Origin of the sequence: Alteromonas sp. KUL106, assembly GCF_009811415.1 — a bacterium.
In the GTDB taxonomy this organism is placed as follows: domain Bacteria; phylum Pseudomonadota; class Gammaproteobacteria; order Enterobacterales; family Alteromonadaceae; genus Alteromonas.
The window spans coordinates 175,782-190,688 of record NZ_BLIG01000027.1; the positions used below are offsets into that span (position 1 = coordinate 175,782).

Annotated in this window: 15 protein-coding genes and 2 tRNA genes; 11 read left to right on the forward strand and 6 right to left on the reverse strand. The window is 44.8% G+C overall.

Annotation, left to right across the window (positions count from 1 at the left end):
• Positions 1 to 18: 18 nt before the first annotated feature.
• The 5 genes from GVO63_RS10625 to hemA form a co-directional block, all read right to left on the reverse strand.
• Positions 19 to 390, reverse strand: a complete 372-nt coding sequence (locus GVO63_RS10625) for a SirB2 family protein (RefSeq protein WP_159579748.1) — start codon at positions 388 to 390, stop codon at positions 19 to 21.
• Between the two features lie 328 nt (positions 391 to 718).
• A complete protein-coding gene (locus GVO63_RS10630) occupies positions 719 to 2,284 on the reverse strand; it encodes a response regulator (protein ID WP_159579750.1) in 1,566 nt (521 codons plus the stop codon).
• A gap of 158 nt (positions 2,285 to 2,442) precedes the next feature.
• A complete protein-coding gene (gene prmC, locus GVO63_RS10635; protein WP_159494122.1) occupies positions 2,443 to 3,282 on the reverse strand; it encodes a peptide chain release factor N(5)-glutamine methyltransferase in 840 nt (279 codons plus the stop codon).
• Positions 3,283 to 3,302: 20 nt separating this feature from the next.
• A complete protein-coding gene (gene prfA / locus GVO63_RS10640) occupies positions 3,303 to 4,388 on the reverse strand; it encodes a peptide chain release factor 1 (protein WP_159494123.1) in 1,086 nt (361 codons plus the stop codon).
• A 15-nt stretch (positions 4,389 to 4,403) separates the two neighbouring features.
• A complete protein-coding gene (hemA, locus tag GVO63_RS10645) occupies positions 4,404 to 5,678 on the reverse strand; it encodes a glutamyl-tRNA reductase (RefSeq protein ID WP_159579752.1) in 1,275 nt (424 codons plus the stop codon).
• Between the two features lie 131 nt (positions 5,679 to 5,809).
• Between hemA and lolB the strand changes: the two genes are divergently transcribed.
• The 4 genes from lolB to GVO63_RS10665 all read left to right on the forward strand — a co-directional run bounded on the left by lolB (position 5,810) and on the right by GVO63_RS10665 (position 8,392).
• Positions 5,810 to 6,436: a lipoprotein insertase outer membrane protein LolB gene (lolB, locus tag GVO63_RS10650; protein ID WP_159579754.1), complete on the forward strand. Its 627-nt coding sequence runs from the start codon at positions 5,810 to 5,812 to the stop codon at positions 6,434 to 6,436.
• Positions 6,436 to 7,302, forward strand: a complete 867-nt coding sequence (ispE, locus tag GVO63_RS10655; protein WP_159579756.1) for a 4-(cytidine 5'-diphospho)-2-C-methyl-D-erythritol kinase — start codon at positions 6,436 to 6,438, stop codon at positions 7,300 to 7,302. The genes lolB and ispE overlap by 1 nt, the downstream gene beginning before the upstream one ends.
• A gap of 33 nt (positions 7,303 to 7,335) precedes the next feature.
• Positions 7,336 to 7,411 (forward strand) — tRNA-Gln (locus tag GVO63_RS10660).
• 33 nt (positions 7,412 to 7,444) lie between these two features.
• Complete coding sequence (locus GVO63_RS10665) at positions 7,445 to 8,392, forward strand: ribose-phosphate pyrophosphokinase (RefSeq protein WP_159494126.1); 948 nt, start codon at positions 7,445 to 7,447, stop codon at positions 8,390 to 8,392.
• A 75-nt stretch (positions 8,393 to 8,467) separates the two neighbouring features.
• Here the strand turns inward: GVO63_RS10665 and GVO63_RS10670 are convergent, their stop codons facing one another.
• On the reverse strand, positions 8,468 to 8,776 hold the full coding sequence (locus GVO63_RS10670; protein WP_159579758.1) for a hypothetical protein: 309 nt from the start codon (positions 8,774 to 8,776) through the stop codon (positions 8,468 to 8,470).
• Between the two features lie 603 nt (positions 8,777 to 9,379).
• On the opposite strand from GVO63_RS10670, the gene GVO63_RS10675 reads away from it, so the two are divergent.
• From GVO63_RS10675 to GVO63_RS10705, 7 genes are all read left to right on the forward strand, one after another.
• Positions 9,380 to 9,835: a ribose-phosphate pyrophosphokinase gene (locus tag GVO63_RS10675; RefSeq protein ID WP_159579760.1), complete on the forward strand. Its 456-nt coding sequence runs from the start codon at positions 9,380 to 9,382 to the stop codon at positions 9,833 to 9,835.
• 98 nt (positions 9,836 to 9,933) lie between these two features.
• Positions 9,934 to 10,935, forward strand: coding sequence for an NAD(P)-dependent alcohol dehydrogenase (locus GVO63_RS10680; RefSeq protein ID WP_159579762.1), 1,002 nt, complete (start codon positions 9,934 to 9,936; stop codon positions 10,933 to 10,935).
• Positions 10,936 to 11,125: 190 nt separating this feature from the next.
• Positions 11,126 to 11,755, forward strand: a complete 630-nt coding sequence (locus GVO63_RS10685) for a 50S ribosomal protein L25/general stress protein Ctc (RefSeq protein WP_159579764.1) — start codon at positions 11,126 to 11,128, stop codon at positions 11,753 to 11,755.
• Between the two features lie 5 nt (positions 11,756 to 11,760).
• Positions 11,761 to 12,342: an aminoacyl-tRNA hydrolase gene (gene pth, locus GVO63_RS10690; protein ID WP_159494131.1), complete on the forward strand. Its 582-nt coding sequence runs from the start codon at positions 11,761 to 11,763 to the stop codon at positions 12,340 to 12,342.
• Positions 12,343 to 12,384: 42 nt separating this feature from the next.
• Positions 12,385 to 13,476, forward strand: coding sequence for a redox-regulated ATPase YchF (ychF, locus tag GVO63_RS10695; RefSeq protein WP_159494132.1), 1,092 nt, complete (start codon positions 12,385 to 12,387; stop codon positions 13,474 to 13,476).
• A 131-nt stretch (positions 13,477 to 13,607) separates the two neighbouring features.
• Positions 13,608 to 14,624 carry a peptidylprolyl isomerase gene (locus GVO63_RS10700; RefSeq protein WP_236552121.1) on the forward strand — a complete coding sequence of 339 codons (1,017 nt, stop codon included), beginning with the start codon at positions 13,608 to 13,610 and terminating at the stop codon, positions 14,622 to 14,624.
• Between the two features lie 171 nt (positions 14,625 to 14,795).
• Positions 14,796 to 14,872, forward strand: a tRNA-Met gene (locus tag GVO63_RS10705).
• Positions 14,873 to 14,907: the final 35 nt, after the last annotated feature.

Sequence of the window (14,907 nt, forward strand, 5' to 3'; positions counted from 1 at the left end):
TCTATTTCCAGTTAAATCTTAAAAAAGAGGTTGTTTGGTGACAGCAACCATGGCTGTTGCCATCAATACAGCAATAGCAGCAACGAAAAAGGCCCACTTACTTAACGTCGTTTTCGCCTTTTTAAGTGCAAACAGCCCGAAAACAATATAAAGCACTACGCCAACTAATTTGAACGTTAACCATGCATTGGCAAAGGGGTACTGAGATAAAATGACACACAACCATATTGCGCTCGCCAACAGCACTGTATCAATAATGTGGGGGAGTATTTTTACCCACTTTTTTGAAAGTGCGGATGCATCTAACTGACTCCAAATAAAACGGAAGATAAAAAATAAGATGCTTAAGGCAACAGCAGTTAAGTGGAGATGTTTAGCCATCATATACATAGTCTAATTCCTGTTTTTATAAATAAGCAGCCTGATGCCATGGTAAAAAAGTGTGTTCGGTTTTACTTAATCTGGACAGAATCTAATTTACATGCAACATGCTGTGGTAAAAAAACAGGCACTATTTAGCACCTGTTTTTTCTTAAAATTGAGCACGCGTTCAGTGACGTATTGTAGCGTATAATACAGTGTAAATAACAAGGAAATGCCTTATAAAACGCAATAATATGTCACGATTTATTTGCTTATTATTATCGCCCTAGGAAGCGTTCCTATTTGGCGTAAGTCTCGCCGTGATGAAATGTTTACCACTACCGTTCAGGTTGGGTTACTTTTCATCTGCGTATTGCATTTGTATATCCATAAACGTGGGCAAATCGTCTAATAAACACTCAACCAGATGGGGATCAAAGTGTTTTCCTTTTTCTTCTATAAGCACCGCCTTTACCTTATCGGTAGACCATGCAGGCTTGTAAGGTCGTTCATTCAATAATGCATCAAAGACATCAACTAAAGTGGCAATACGACTTTTAATATCAATCTCTTCTCTCTTTAATCCGTCGGGATATCCTTTACCATCCCAGCGCTCATGATGTTGTTTAGCAAGCATGGCTGCTAACTGAATGGTCGGACGATCAGAGTCTTGTAAAATTTGGTATCCAAACTCTGCGTGTTGCCTGATCTTGAATATTTCTTCTTCAGACAAAGGGGTAGATTTTTGCAAAATGGACTTCGGCACAATAGATGTACCAATGTCATGAAGCGGCAGCGCTAGGCTGAGTTCGCGTATTGTGTGCTCATCCAGCCCTACTTTTTTTGCGAGAACCCGCGCCATTTCCACCATTCTTCGCAGGTTGTTAGAACCACTGCGCTCATGTTCCAGTGCTCGCCCTAACCGTTCAATGATTTCTTTTTGTGTGGCCTCGACGTCAACGGTTTTTAACACATTATCGAATGCCAGCTGAACACTGTCAGAAAAGCGCTTAACAAGATGGCGGTCGCTCTCGCCAATTCTGCGAGGCAGACCAGATAGATAAAGAAGTGCTCCGTTATGGCTTTTGCTGTTGCAATAGGCCACCACGTGATCTTCGGCGTAAACAATCTGCTTCTCACGCATTGCCTTCGCACATAACGCGTACTCTCCCTCACTGATAGCATCTTTCAACGGCACGCCTTCTTTACTGGCATACTCGCCGTTACCGGCAAATACGTAAAGTTCGTCCTCGTCTAATTTATTATTCGCAGAATTAAGGGTGCGGGATGTAGTGGCTACCGCCGTCGTTATGTATGCCGCATCTTTTGAACAGCCCAAGATAGATGCGAGCTGTTGAATAATGCCTTGCATGAACTTTTCTAGAGAACGTGACGAAAACAAATCCACTGAAGCATCGATGATCTTCTCTAAACCGCGTCGATTTTCTTCTATCACTATGATGTCACGATATGACCTAAGTGCCGCGATAATTACCGTGAAAAGCTTCTGTGCAGTCAGTTCCGTTTTAGACTTATAGTCATTGATATCGTAATTGATAATCACGTCTTTTTCGGGAGCTTGACCAGGTTGCCCCGTTCTGAGAATGATGCGGGTGAAGTGGTTATCTAATTCGTTTCTGACGTATTCGGCGACTTTGAGCCCGGCGTCGTCGGTTTCCATAACGACATCGAGCAGCACAACCGCAATGTCGTCATGACTTTTGAAAATTGCTTTCGCTTCTTCACCGCTGTAGGCACTGACAAACTCGAGGGTTTTTCCATTTAAATTAAAGTCGTTTAGCGCTAATTTCGTCACCGCATGAACTTCAGGTTCATCGTCAACGATGAGTATTTTCCAACGACCTAAATCATCAACTTCGATTTCATCGTCGTCTTCTGCGAAGAAAAAGTCATCACTCATTATGAACTTCCTGTTGTATAAGTATTTTTTGCATTAGCGCTTGGTAATTTACAGCTCGAATTAATACTAATGTAAAACATAATATTAGCAAGTCTGCAACTATGAAGATCAACACGCCCTAACTTAAAAACCGTTTACAGACGCTAAATAGTTAGACGTTATTCCCAGAGCCCAACAGTAACCCTGTCATTATCGCCGTAATCTCTCACCGTTTTTACCGCTGTAAATCCTGACGCCAACAGCAGATTTCTGACTGCATCACCTTGGTTAAAGCCATGCTCAAACGCTAAAAGCGCACCTTTATTAAGAAACTGGGGGGCGGCGTTAATTATATGCTTAATGTCATTTAAACCATCTAGGCCAGACGTGAGCGCTGTTTTGGGTTCAAAGCGCACGTCGCCTTCGTTGAGATAGGGGCTAGTCTCTTCAATGTAGGGAGGGTTCGATACTATTATGTCGAAGGTATGATCTTTGAGTGAGTGGAACCAATCGCTTTGTAAAAAACGGGCATTGCTAATTCCATTTGCTTGCGCATTGCGCGTTGCGAGTTTAACTGCTTCCGTTTGAAAGTCTACGCCTGTCACTGACGCTTGTGGCAGTTCACTGGCGAGTGCCAAGGCAATAGCACCTGTTCCTGTTCCCAAGTCACATATGGCTAAGTTTTTACGTTCGTTTTCATTCGCCCAATTAAGCACTTGCTCAACGAGAACTTCAGTATCTGGGCGTGGAATGAGTGTGTGAGAAGACGTGAAAAGTGAGAGAGTCCAAAAATCGCGCTTACCAACAATGTACGCTACCGGCTCACCCTGCCTGCGTCTAGCTATTGCGTCTTTGAACTGGTTTGTTTGAAGCGCGTCTAAGGTTTTGTCTGGCCAAGTGAAAAGAAAGGTTTGAGACTTTTCAAGAATATTGGCAAGTATCACTTTAGCGTCAACAGAGGGTGATTCTCCACCCTCTAATTGCTTTATAGCCCATGATAGAGCTTCGTCTATGCGCATTGTCTGTTTATCAGATAGCGTTATTCGTCAGATAGAGACGCTAACAGATCGGCCTGGTGCTCTTGCAGTATTGGGTCAACCAGCTGCTTTAAGTCACCTTCTATTACCTCATCTAAACGATAGATAGTCAGGTTGATACGGTGGTCGGTTACCCGTCCTTGGGGGAAGTTATAAGTACGAATTCGCTCAGAACGGTCACCACTTCCAACGAGGCTCTTACGGGTAGACGCCTCTTCTGCCGCACGCTTTTCTTCTTCAATTTGATTTAAGCGTGCTTGAAGTACCGACATCGCCTTCGCCCGGTTTTTGTGCTGCGAGCGCTCATCCTGACATTCTACCACCAAGCCCGTTGGCAAGTGAGTAATACGAATAGCAGAGTCTGTTTTGTTAACGTGCTGACCACCCGCACCTGATGCTCGGAAGGTATCGATACGAAGCTCCGCTGGGTTAATCTCAATGGCCTGTGATTCTGGTACTTCAGGCAACACTGCAACAGTACACGCCGAAGTGTGAATACGGCCTTGCGACTCGGTTTCTGGTACACGCTGCACACGGTGGCCACCCGATTCGAATTTCAAAACGCCGTAGACGCCGTCGCCGCTAACATTCGCAATCACTTCTTTATAACCGCCGTGCTCGCCTTCATTGGCATTGACCAATTCTACGCGCCATCCACGACTTTCAGCATAACGACTGTACATGCGGAACAAGTCACCGGCGAAAATTGCCGCTTCGTCACCACCTGCACCAGCACGAATTTCTAAGAAGCAGTTGTTGTCATCGTTCGGATCTTTCGGCAGAAGTAACACTTGAAGCTCTGTTTCAAGGCGCTCAATTTCCGCCTTGGCTTCTTTCATCTCTTCCTGTGCCATCTCCCGCATTTCAGCGTCGTCTTCGTTCAACATTTCTTGTGCTGACGCTAAATTCTCTTGTGCTTGCTGATAAGCATTGAAGCCTGCAACCACGTCTTCTAGCTGACTGAACTCTTTAGACAAGTTGCGAAACTTATCCTGATCGCCGATAACTCCAGGGTCGCCGAGCAACGCCTGAACTTCTTCGAAACGCTCGACTAAGTGTTCGAGTTTCCTAACTACCGACTCTTTCATATGCTTCTTATTACCTTATTTATTATCATCTGACGAAAAGTCAGATAAATCTAATGCTTGTCCCATCCATCGGCTTAACGCCGGGTCGTCGTGCATGGCTGCCTCGCGTAACGCTAGGGTAGTTGGGTGCAACAGCGCATTCGTTAATTTGTACGCCATTTCTTCTAATACCGTTTCGGCATTCTTACCTTCCGCTAATTGCGCTTTGGCTTTTTCCACAATATCGTCGCGCTGCGCCATGCCTTTTTGGCGATACTGTCTTACTAAATCTATTGATTGCTGCGACTGCTTCCACGTCATGTAGTCGCCCGCTTGCTTGTCGATGAGCTTTTCCGCTTCTTTTGCTGCCTGTTCGCGGTTTTCTAAATTCTTTTGAACGATGTGCTGCAAATCATCAACCGTATAAAGGTAGGCATCGCCTAACTCATTGACTTCCGATTCGATATCCCGTGGTACGGCGAGGTCCACCAAAAACATAGGCATGTTTTTACGCTGCTTTAGGGCTTTCTCAACCATGCCTTTGCCAATTAAAGGCAACTGGCTAGCCGTAGAGCTTATCACGATATCAAAGTCTTTTAAGTGCTCTGGTACTTGCGACAAGGTAAATACGCTCGCATCTAATGTTTGAGCTAAGGCCTCTGCCCGCGCTATCGTTCTGTTCGCCACGGCCAAACAACTCACACCCTGCTCTTTTAAATGCTGAGCCACTAACTCAATGGTTTCACCGGCGCCTACGAGTAATACAGAACGCTTGGGCAGCTCAGCAAAAATGTGCTTTGCTAGCTGAACCGCTGCATAAGCCACGCTCACCGCATTAGCACCGATATCTGTTTCACTGCGAACGCGTTTTGCTACGGAAAACGTATGTTGAAACAGCTTGTCAAACTCGCTGCTGATCATACCTGAGTGCTTCGCATCGCCAAACGCTTGCTTTACCTGCCCCAATATTTGAGGCTCGCCCAAAATAAGAGAATCAAGCCCGCTGGCTACACGCATGATGTGCTTTACCGCTTCATCTTGCGCGAGTACATAGCTGTTATTCGCAATTTCTTCTACTTCTAAGTGATGGAAGTCACTTAGCCATTGTAGAAGCTTTTCGCCGCTGTCGTCTTGTGTATTGACGTAGAGCTCGGTGCGATTACAGGTCGATACGATGACTGACTCGTCTACCCCGTCTAGCTTTTTTAAACTCGCAAGCGCTTCCACCAGAGAGTCTGGTGTAAAGGCCACTTTTTCGCGAAGTGCTACAGGGGCTGTTTTATGGTTAATACCAAGGGCGAGTAATGTCATCAAAATCTGTGCTGGCAACGTCGGAGCGGCATTGTACGAAAAACCCAAAATGATTGAAAGTGTTGGTGAAACTGTGTTCCCATAATGTCACTACTAAATGTGTTTTATTTTTATACAGGTAACATGCCGCGATGATTCGCTTATATTTCTCGTTGTTCGTCCTTTGCTTTATATTAAGTGCATGTACGACTGCTCCCAAAGGCCCAGAAAACGCGGTCAACCTCACGGCTCAACTTGAAAAGGTTGCAGACGTACACCAATGGCAAATGCGCGGAAAAATCGCTTTCCGCCAGGGAAAAGAAGCGGCCAGTCTTAATTTGGTTTGGAAAAACGATTCCGGTGATTTTGATTTTCGATTAACCAATTTTTTAGGCGTAAGCTTAGTTAACCTGAACGTTACTAAGCAGCAGTCCATATTGGAGGCCGACGGCGAAACGTATGTGGATGCCCTGCCAGAACCGCTTATTTACCAAATTACGGGAATGGTCATTCCGGTAGAATCACTGTTGTCTTGGGTGAAAGGCCTACCCCTGGACGGTGATAAATTCACGCTCACCGAAAAAGGGCTCGTTAATACCCTTGAAAGCTATTGCCAAGGTTGTCGCAATTGGCAGGTTGATTATGGCAACTATGGAAGTGTTAGACTTGAGGATGGAAGTTCTGTGTGGCTGCCTCACAGCATAACCCTTACTCAGAACGAAACACCGAGCATGCCTCAAACCCAGCTTAAAATTAAAATTTATCAGTGGACTTTGTAGTGAATACATCTGTTACTAAACCCAAAGATTGGTGGCCATCTCCCGCTAAGCTTAATCTTTTCTTACACATACTTGGTCGATACGACAATGGCTATCACCAGCTTCAAAGCTTATTTCAAATGCTGGACTACGGCGATATGCTTGCCTTTGATGTAAACACAGGCGACACAACTATTCGCATGGAAACGCCATTGGCTGGCGTACCAGACGACGATAACTTGATAATAAAAGCAGCACGACTACTGGCAACAAAAACCAAATGTAATAAGGGCGTCGTTGTTTCAATTGACAAGCGCCTTCCCATGGGTGGCGGCATTGGCGGGGGGTCATCTAACGCAGCAACCACGCTAGTGGCGCTTAATCATCTATGGAACACGGGGTTAAGTGAAGATGAACTGGCTGAGCTTGGGTTGGCTCTAGGCGCTGATGTGCCTATTTTTGTGCGGGGGCTGACAGCATTTGCCGGCGGTGTGGGAGAAGAGATAACGCCTGCACCTCAACAAGAACAGTTTTTTCTTGTGGCCAACCCGAATGTTCACGTAAGTACAGCAGAGGTATTTACTTCGCCAGATTTGCCCAGAAATACACCTGCGATACGCTGGGAAGACTACAAATTTGAAAAAACTTGGAATGATTGTCAGCAATTAGTCGCGAATCGCTATCCTGAAGTTGCAAAATTATTACAGTGGTTGGTACACTACGCACCGTCGCGAATGACGGGCACAGGTGCATGCGTGTTTGCCACTTTTTCTGACTACACTTTAGCCGAACAAGTTAGGGCTCAAATGCCTGAAGCTTGGCAGAGTTTTGTCGCAAAAGGTGTGAATCGCTCACCACTATTAGACAAATTAGAACAACAAAAATAGCGTGTACGCCACATCGGACAAGAACTTAAAAATTGGGGTATAGCCAAGTTGGTAAGGCAGCGGGTTTTGATCCCGCCATTCGTAGGTTCGAGTCCTGCTACCCCAGCCAAACCTCTTTTATCAACGCACTGAGGAACCACTTGTGCCAGATATGAAGCTCTTTGCAGGTAATGCCGTACCAGAACTTGCCCAGAAAGTTGCCGATCGCCTCTACACCAAACTTGGAAATGCCAAAGTTGGCCGTTTCAGTGACGGTGAAATTAGCGTAGAAATTCATGAAAACGTCCGTGGCTCGGACGTTTTTATTATACAGTCTACGTGTGCGCCTACTAACGATAACCTAATGGAATTGATTGTGATGATCGACGCACTGCGTCGCGCATCGGCTGGTCGTATTACAGCAGTAATTCCTTACTTTGGTTATGCACGCCAAGACCGTCGTGTTCGTTCAGCTAGGGTGCCAATTACTGCGAAAGTAGTGGCTGACTTCCTGTCTAACGTTGGTGTTGACCGCGTACTTACTATCGACCTACACGCCGAACAGATTCAAGGTTTCTTTGATGTTCCGGTGGATAATGCATTCGGTACACCTATCCTTCTTGCTGACATGGTAAGACGAGACTTTGCCGACCCTGTAGTCGTCTCTCCTGACATTGGTGGTGTTGTACGCGCACGCGCTACGGCGAAGCTACTTAACGACACCGACCTTGCCATTATCGATAAACGTCGGCCTAAAGCGAACGTAGCTCAGGTAATGAACATCATTGGTGACGTAAAAGACAGAGACTGCATCATTGTCGACGACATGATCGATACAGGTGGTACGCTTGCAAAAGCGGCAGAAGCGCTTAAAGCGCACGGTGCTCGCCGTGTTTATGCTTACGCGACGCACGCTATCTTTTCAGGTAACGCAGCGACCAATTTAAAAGAGTCTGTGATTGACGAAATTATCGTTACCGACTCTATCCCATTAAGTGCAGAGATGAAGCAAATCGGAAAAGTAAAACAGCTTACTTTGTCTGAAATGCTTGCTGAAACCATTCGTCGCATCAGCAACGAGGAATCTATTTCAGCAATGTTTGAGTACTAACTCATACGAAAAAGCGAGTGAGACAATGTCTTTTGATAGCATTGTTTCACTCGCTTCTTTTATACAAAGCATTGATTAATTATCAATGTCGTCCTTTTCATCGTCTTCGGGCATGTCTACGTCAACAACAGGCACTTCAACTTCCTTAGTCTCTGTTCTTACATCAACGTCTACCGTATCTACGTCATACTCAGGCAGCTCACCGCCCTCAATGTCAATATCTGGCATTTTGCCGTCATCGGTTTTCTTTACTTCATATTCAGGTAATTCGCCAGATTCAACGTCGACATTAGGCATTTCACCGTCATCAGTTTTATTAACGTCACATGCACTTGCCGCGAGCGCCAAGCTCGATACTGCAAAAATTTTAGTTAAATGCTTCATTTTCTCTCCTTAAAAACGTTGCTTTGGATAACCCTAGTTAAAGGTATGTTTGATATGTAATACATCGACGTTGGATTAATCGTAGATAACCCTATTGGAGTCATTACATAAACCATTGTGAATATTGCAGAGTCTGTGCCAACCCCCTTCCAAAACTCAACTTCCGCAAAATAGAAAAAATGCTGTACTGTCTGACTCAACGTAATTAATTGAGAAAATGTGAAAAACAATGCCGCTAACAACAAGGTTAAAAATCACTTTAATTTCATGCATTTACTAGATGATCAGTTAAACATATTTTTAAAATCAATTAATAGAGCGCCTTTTTATAGCGGTAAATACATGCGGTTTTATTCAAGCGTATCCTTGTCTCATTAAGAGAATTCGTAAACTTTACTTCTATCTTATATAAGCGCGATTTTCTGCTGTAGTGTAAAAAAAAATGTATACGATTCTGTGTTTTTTGTAGAAATTACCTAAACGGCGTGGAAGACTGTTTTTTGGGAAAAGAGTTGATGGGCAGTACCTTGCTCAATTTGTGATTTACCGTTTTTTCAGCGCTAATATAAATGCCCTATACTCAATTGAAAGAGGAATAAAAGAATGAAAAACAATCGACTAAAACTAGCACTCATGTTCACTTCTGCACTTACACTTATCGCTTGCTCTTCGGATGAAGAGAATAAGGACGTCACAATGGTAGATAAAGAAAAGCAAATACAGTCTGAGGCAGAATCTGTGCCTAAAGAACTTGTTGCTGAACCTGTTACTCAAGCCGAAGCGGTTGAAGAAAATGTAAAAGGCGAAGTGACCATGACAGGCAGCATTATATACAAAGACTTAGAAGGTGGTTTTTATGCCTTTATTGCTGAGGACGGCGGGCGCTATACGCTACATGGCCTTGATGAAACCTATCAAAAGAACGGCCTTATCGTTGAAGTTAAAGGCACAACTAAGCCTGAAATGATGACCATTACCCAATTCGGTACGGTACTTCAGATATCAAGCGTTAAGGTACTCGATACCAGTAAAGTGATTGATAACCTGCAAACACAATGATCGAGAATTACGCGAAGAATGTAGCAACCTATACTGCAAATAACGATTTTTTGCTTTCACGTCAGTCGTGCAAATCAACACTAAAAGGATAATCATTGATGATAAATGCGTATGCCGCTAAAGAAGCGGGCGGAAAACTGGAAAAGTTTCAATACGACCCCGGTGAACTTGGTTCACATGATGTTGAAATAGACGTCGAGAACTGTGGTATCTGCCACAGTGACTTGAGCATGTTAGACAACGAATGGGGTATGACGGAGTATCCTTTCGTGCCAGGCCATGAAGTTGTAGGCACCATTAGCCAAGTGGGCGAGCATGTCACCTCCCTTAAAGTAGGTCAGCGTGTGGGCCTTGGTTGGCATTCAGGCTATTGCAATAGCTGCAGAACCTGCGAAGAAGGCGACCACAACCTGTGTGCCGATGCAACCATGACCATAGGTGGTCGCCATGGTGGATTTGCTGATAAAGTGCGTGCCCAAGCCCGTGCGGTTATTCCCCTACCCGATGCTATCGATAGCACTAAAGCGGGCCCATTGTTCTGCGGCGGTATTACTGTCTTCAACCCACTTGTCCAGTTTGGTATTAGTCCAACCAGTGAAGTGGGCGTAGTTGGTATTGGCGGCCTAGGGCACCTTGCCCTGCAGTTTTTAAATGCGTGGGGATGTAAGGTTGTCGCATTTACCTCAAGCGAATCTAAAAAGAAAGAAGCGTTAGAGCTGGGTGCGTCAGAAACGATTAACAGTCGTGATGAAAGCGAGATTAAAGGTGCGCGTGGTCGGTTCGACTTAATTATATCGACGGTGAATGTAAAACTAGATTGGAATTTGTACCTCTCGACGCTTGCGCCTAAAGGGCGACTCCACTTTGTGGGAGCCACACTTGAGCCTCTGGATATCGGTGCATTTAATTTAATTGGCGGTCAGAAAAGTGTGTCGGGTTCACCAGTAGGTAGCCCCGCTACCATCAAAACCATGCTAGATTTTGCAGCGCATCACAACATTGAACCTGTTACCGAAACGTTTAAGTTTGACGATGTCAACGACGCCATTGAGCGACTAAGAGAAGGTAAAGCGCACTACAGAGTGGTACTGACGAAATAAGCCCGCTTATTTTTTATCTGTGTTGGCAATTGTATGTTTTGGTGGGTGGTGTTAGAATTCGCCGCCCTTGAATTTTGGGCTGGTGTTTTATTGCGCATAAAACAGTGTTTAAGCGCAATTTATATCCATTTACGTGGGTTTTGGTCGCAAAAACTCACATCATTACACTTTATATTTTTGGAGACAGACAATGTCTGAAGCAAATTTCAAACTAGACGCTTCTGTTCGTACAGACCTAGGGAAAGGTGCGAGCCGCCGCCTACGTCGCGAAGATAAGCTACCTGGTATCATCTACGGTGGTGAAGAAGCGCCAGTTTCTATCACACTAGATCATAACAAAGTAAACAACTCAGCTGACTTTGAAGCGTTTTATTCTCACGTTCTTGAGATAAACCTTGACGGTAAAGTTGTTGAAGTTCTAGTTAAAGATATGCAACGTCACCCGTACAAGCCAAAGATCACACACATTGACTTCCAACGTGTAATCGCTGGTCAAGACGTTCACACTAACGTACCACTTCACTTCGTAAACGAAGAAAAATCTGCAGCAGTTAAAGCTGGCGGTATTGCTGAGCACCACGTTACTGAAATCGAAGTAACTTGTCAGCCTAAGGATCTTCCTGAGTTCATCGAAGTAGATATGGCTGCTGTTGAAATGGGTCAAACTGTACACCTTTCTGACCTAACGCTTCCAGCAGGTGTTTCTTCAGTAGAACTTGCGAAGAACGACGAAGCTCACGACCTAGCGGTTGTAACTGTTAAGCCTGCTCCTAAAGCGGCTGACGCAGAAGACGGCGAAGAAGCAGCTTCTGAGGAATAATCCTCTTGGCTGATATCCGCCTTATCGTGGGTCTGGGTAATCCAGGCCCCGAATATGAAAATACCCGACACAATGCCGGTGAATGGTTTCTCAACCAACTTGCCGACACCTACAACGCCCCGCTAAAACCAGAAACCAAATTCTTCGGTAAGACAGCTCGCATTACCGTTGCTGGTAAAGATATCCGTTTGCTCTACCCCACTACTTTTATGAATAAAAGTGGACAAGCTGTAGCAGCACTGGCTAATTTTTACCGCATAGAACCAGAACAAATATTAGTTGCGTTTGATGAGTTAGATTTGCCACCTGGTGTAGCAAAATACAAAGTGGGCGGTAGCTCGAGCCAAAATGGCGTACGAGACATTGTGGCTAACATGGGTAACAACAAGAATTTTTTGCGTTTGCGTATAGGTATTGGTCATCCAGGACATAAAAGCCGCGTTACCGGTCATGTACTGGGTAAACCACCAGCAGAAGAAAAAGCAGCCATTGAAAGTGCCATTGATGAAGCGGTACGCTGTACAGAAATTTTGCTGAAAGAAGACCTTAAGCAAGCACAAAACAGGCTACACTCGCATAAAGGGTAGCCTTTAGCCAGTTATCACTTTTCCAAACTAAGGATCCATACCATGGGTTTTAAATGCGGTATTGTTGGCCTACCAAACGTAGGTAAATCAACACTTTTCAATGCATTAACTAAAGCAGGTATTGAAGCGGCAAACTTCCCGTTTTGTACTATCGAGCCAAACACAGGGGTTGTTCCTGTGCCAGATCTTCGTTTGGACAAGTTGGCTGAAATTGTAAAACCACAGCGCGTTATTCCTACCACCATGGAATTCGTAGACATTGCTGGCTTGGTTGAGGGTGCCTCTAAAGGTGAAGGTTTAGGCAACAAGTTTCTCGCCAACATCCGTGAAACTGACGCTATCGGTCACGTAGTGCGCTGCTTTGACGATGAGAACATTGTTCACGTAGCAGGTCGCGTTAGCCCTAAAGACGACATCGACATTATTAATACCGAGCTTGCACTTGCTGACTTAGAAACCACAGAAAAAGCACTTCACCGCGTTGCTAAGCGCGCAAAAGGCGGTGATGCTGATGCCAAGTACGAAATGAAAGTACTTGAGAAGATTAAGCCGCACCTAGATGAAGGCTTATTACTGCGTTCACTTGAGCTGACTAAAGAAGAGCTTGCAGCCATCAGCTACATGAACATGCTTACCCTTAAGCCAACCATGTACATTGCAAACGTGAATGAAGACGGTTTTGAAAACAATCCGTATCTTGATCAGGTAAAAGAAATTGCAGCAGGCGAAAATGCCACTGTCGTTGCGGTATGCGCGGCTATCGAGTCTGATATTGCAGAACTTGAAGACGACGAACGTGAAGAGTTCATGCAAGACATGGGCTTGGAAGAGCCGGGTCTTAACCGTGTTATTCGCGCGGGCTACAGCCTGCTTACACTGCAAACTTACTTCACTGCGGGCGTAAAAGAAGTGCGCGCATGGACCTTCCCTGAAGGGTCAACTGCACCACAGGCAGCGGGTAAAATTCACACCGACTTCGAAAAAGGCTTTATCCGCGCTGAAATCGTTGGTTATGAGCACTTCGTTGAATTCAATGGCGAACAAGGTGCTAAAGATGCCGGTAAATGGCGTCTGGAAGGTAAAGACTACATCGTTAAAGATGGCGACGTAATTCACTTCCGCTTTAACGTTTAACGTTTAATGTTTTAGATGTAGTGATGTATTCTTTTTAAAGCCACCTCCGGGTGGCTTTTTTGTTTCTGGCGGGTAATTGTGAAGCGCCGTCTAGCCTGATATAAAATAATAAAAACGAAAAGGGATCAAAAATGTATTTCAAGCGCCCCCGCAGCACGTTAAAGAAAACGTCTACAAACACCACTACACGTACATTTTCAAATAAAGCCGTACCGCTTATTTTCGCAGCAGTAAGTTTGATGACTAACTTTGCCCTTGCTGACGTCAACAACACGCGCAACCAAGATCACACCACGTCAGTAAGCAGTAATGTGAAAGAAAAAATACCTGCACTTGCACATAACGCTAGACTTCATAGTAATAACGCAAGTTGGTATCAAGTACCTCAGGGTAATACTGTGACATTTAAGACAGCGTATGGTGATGTGGTTATTGCGCTCCACCCTACCCTTGCACCAACACATGTCGCAAGATTTAAAGCCTTGATTGAAGCGGGCTTTTACAATGAACAGGCGTTTTATCGCGTCGTGGACGGTTTTGTCGCACAGGCCGGCAGCAACGATACTCACGATGCCAATAAATTCTCGCCATCTCTTCTAAGCCCCATTAAAGCAGAGTTCACCCAGCCGCTGAATAGCAATGTAAACCTGGTAGAAACCAATGATATGTTTGCGCCGAATACCGGCTTTTTAGATGGGTTCCCTGTGGGAGTCGATAACAATCGTCAAGAAATGTGGGGACTTCACTGCCCGGGCGTTGTGGCGTTTGCCCGCAATAGTGAAAAAGACACTGCCAGCACAGAGTTTTATATTGTCATTGGCCAAGCGCCGCGCCACTTAGACAGAAATATGTCGGTCATAGGCCGCGTAGTGCAAGGTATGGATGCGCTTCAAAAATTACCAAGAGGGAATAGAGACACAGGTGGCGTACTAGATGACATCACGCAAGAAAGTAAAATAAAGCAGGCTTTTGTACATGCAAATACCGCCACGCCCTATTTTTTACAAACACCGCATCATGAAGAATACCAAAAACGGACAAACACGGGAAAAAACTTAGATAACCCGTTTTTTCATGACAATGCCTATGGTCCGCGCCCTATTGACGTGTGTTATTACCAAACAAAGTCCAGTAATAAAACATGGTAAATAGGTGCTTTAACCGGTGCAAGTTGTTCAATTTCACGGCTTTTTGTGCGTATTTCACCCTAATGCGCACACTTAATGAGCATTTAAAAAAAGTTAGTAAAAAAGGGGTTGACGGTAGCGAGTCATATACGCATAATACGCGCCACTTCCTGAGAGGGAAGAGAATAGCAAGGCTACGTAGCTCAGTTGGTTAGAGCACATCACTCATAATGATGGGGTCGCAAGTTCGAATCTCGCCGTAGCCACCAATTCTCAATTATCTCTTTTAGGAAAGTCTAGCTAA

What these genes read in the sequence shown, in the direction of transcription:
- hemA (WP_159579752.1), bottom strand. Translation starts at nt 5,678, where the DNA reads ATGACATTACTCGCCCTTGGTATTAACCATAAAACAGCCCCTGTAGCA.
- GVO63_RS10685 (WP_159579764.1), top strand. Translation starts at nt 11,126, where the DNA reads ATGTCTGAAGCAAATTTCAAACTAGACGCTTCTGTTCGTACAGACCTA.
- prmC (WP_159494122.1), bottom strand. Translation starts at nt 3,282, where the DNA reads ATGCGCATAGACGAAGCTCTATCATGGGCTATAAAGCAATTAGAGGGT.
- GVO63_RS10700 (WP_236552121.1), top strand. Translation starts at nt 13,608, where the DNA reads ATGTATTTCAAGCGCCCCCGCAGCACGTTAAAGAAAACGTCTACAAAC.
- GVO63_RS10670 (WP_159579758.1), bottom strand. Translation starts at nt 8,776, where the DNA reads ATGAAGCATTTAACTAAAATTTTTGCAGTATCGAGCTTGGCGCTCGCG.
- GVO63_RS10630 (WP_159579750.1), bottom strand. Translation starts at nt 2,284, where the DNA reads ATGAGTGATGACTTTTTCTTCGCAGAAGACGACGATGAAATCGAAGTT.
- ychF (WP_159494132.1), top strand. Translation starts at nt 12,385, where the DNA reads ATGGGTTTTAAATGCGGTATTGTTGGCCTACCAAACGTAGGTAAATCA.
- prfA (WP_159494123.1), bottom strand. Translation starts at nt 4,388, where the DNA reads ATGAAAGAGTCGGTAGTTAGGAAACTCGAACACTTAGTCGAGCGTTTC.
- GVO63_RS10675 (WP_159579760.1), top strand. Translation starts at nt 9,380, where the DNA reads ATGAAAAACAATCGACTAAAACTAGCACTCATGTTCACTTCTGCACTT.
- lolB (WP_159579754.1), top strand. Translation starts at nt 5,810, where the DNA reads ATGATTCGCTTATATTTCTCGTTGTTCGTCCTTTGCTTTATATTAAGT.
- GVO63_RS10625 (WP_159579748.1), bottom strand. Translation starts at nt 390, where the DNA reads ATGTATATGATGGCTAAACATCTCCACTTAACTGCTGTTGCCTTAAGC.
- GVO63_RS10680 (WP_159579762.1), top strand. Translation starts at nt 9,934, where the DNA reads ATGATAAATGCGTATGCCGCTAAAGAAGCGGGCGGAAAACTGGAAAAG.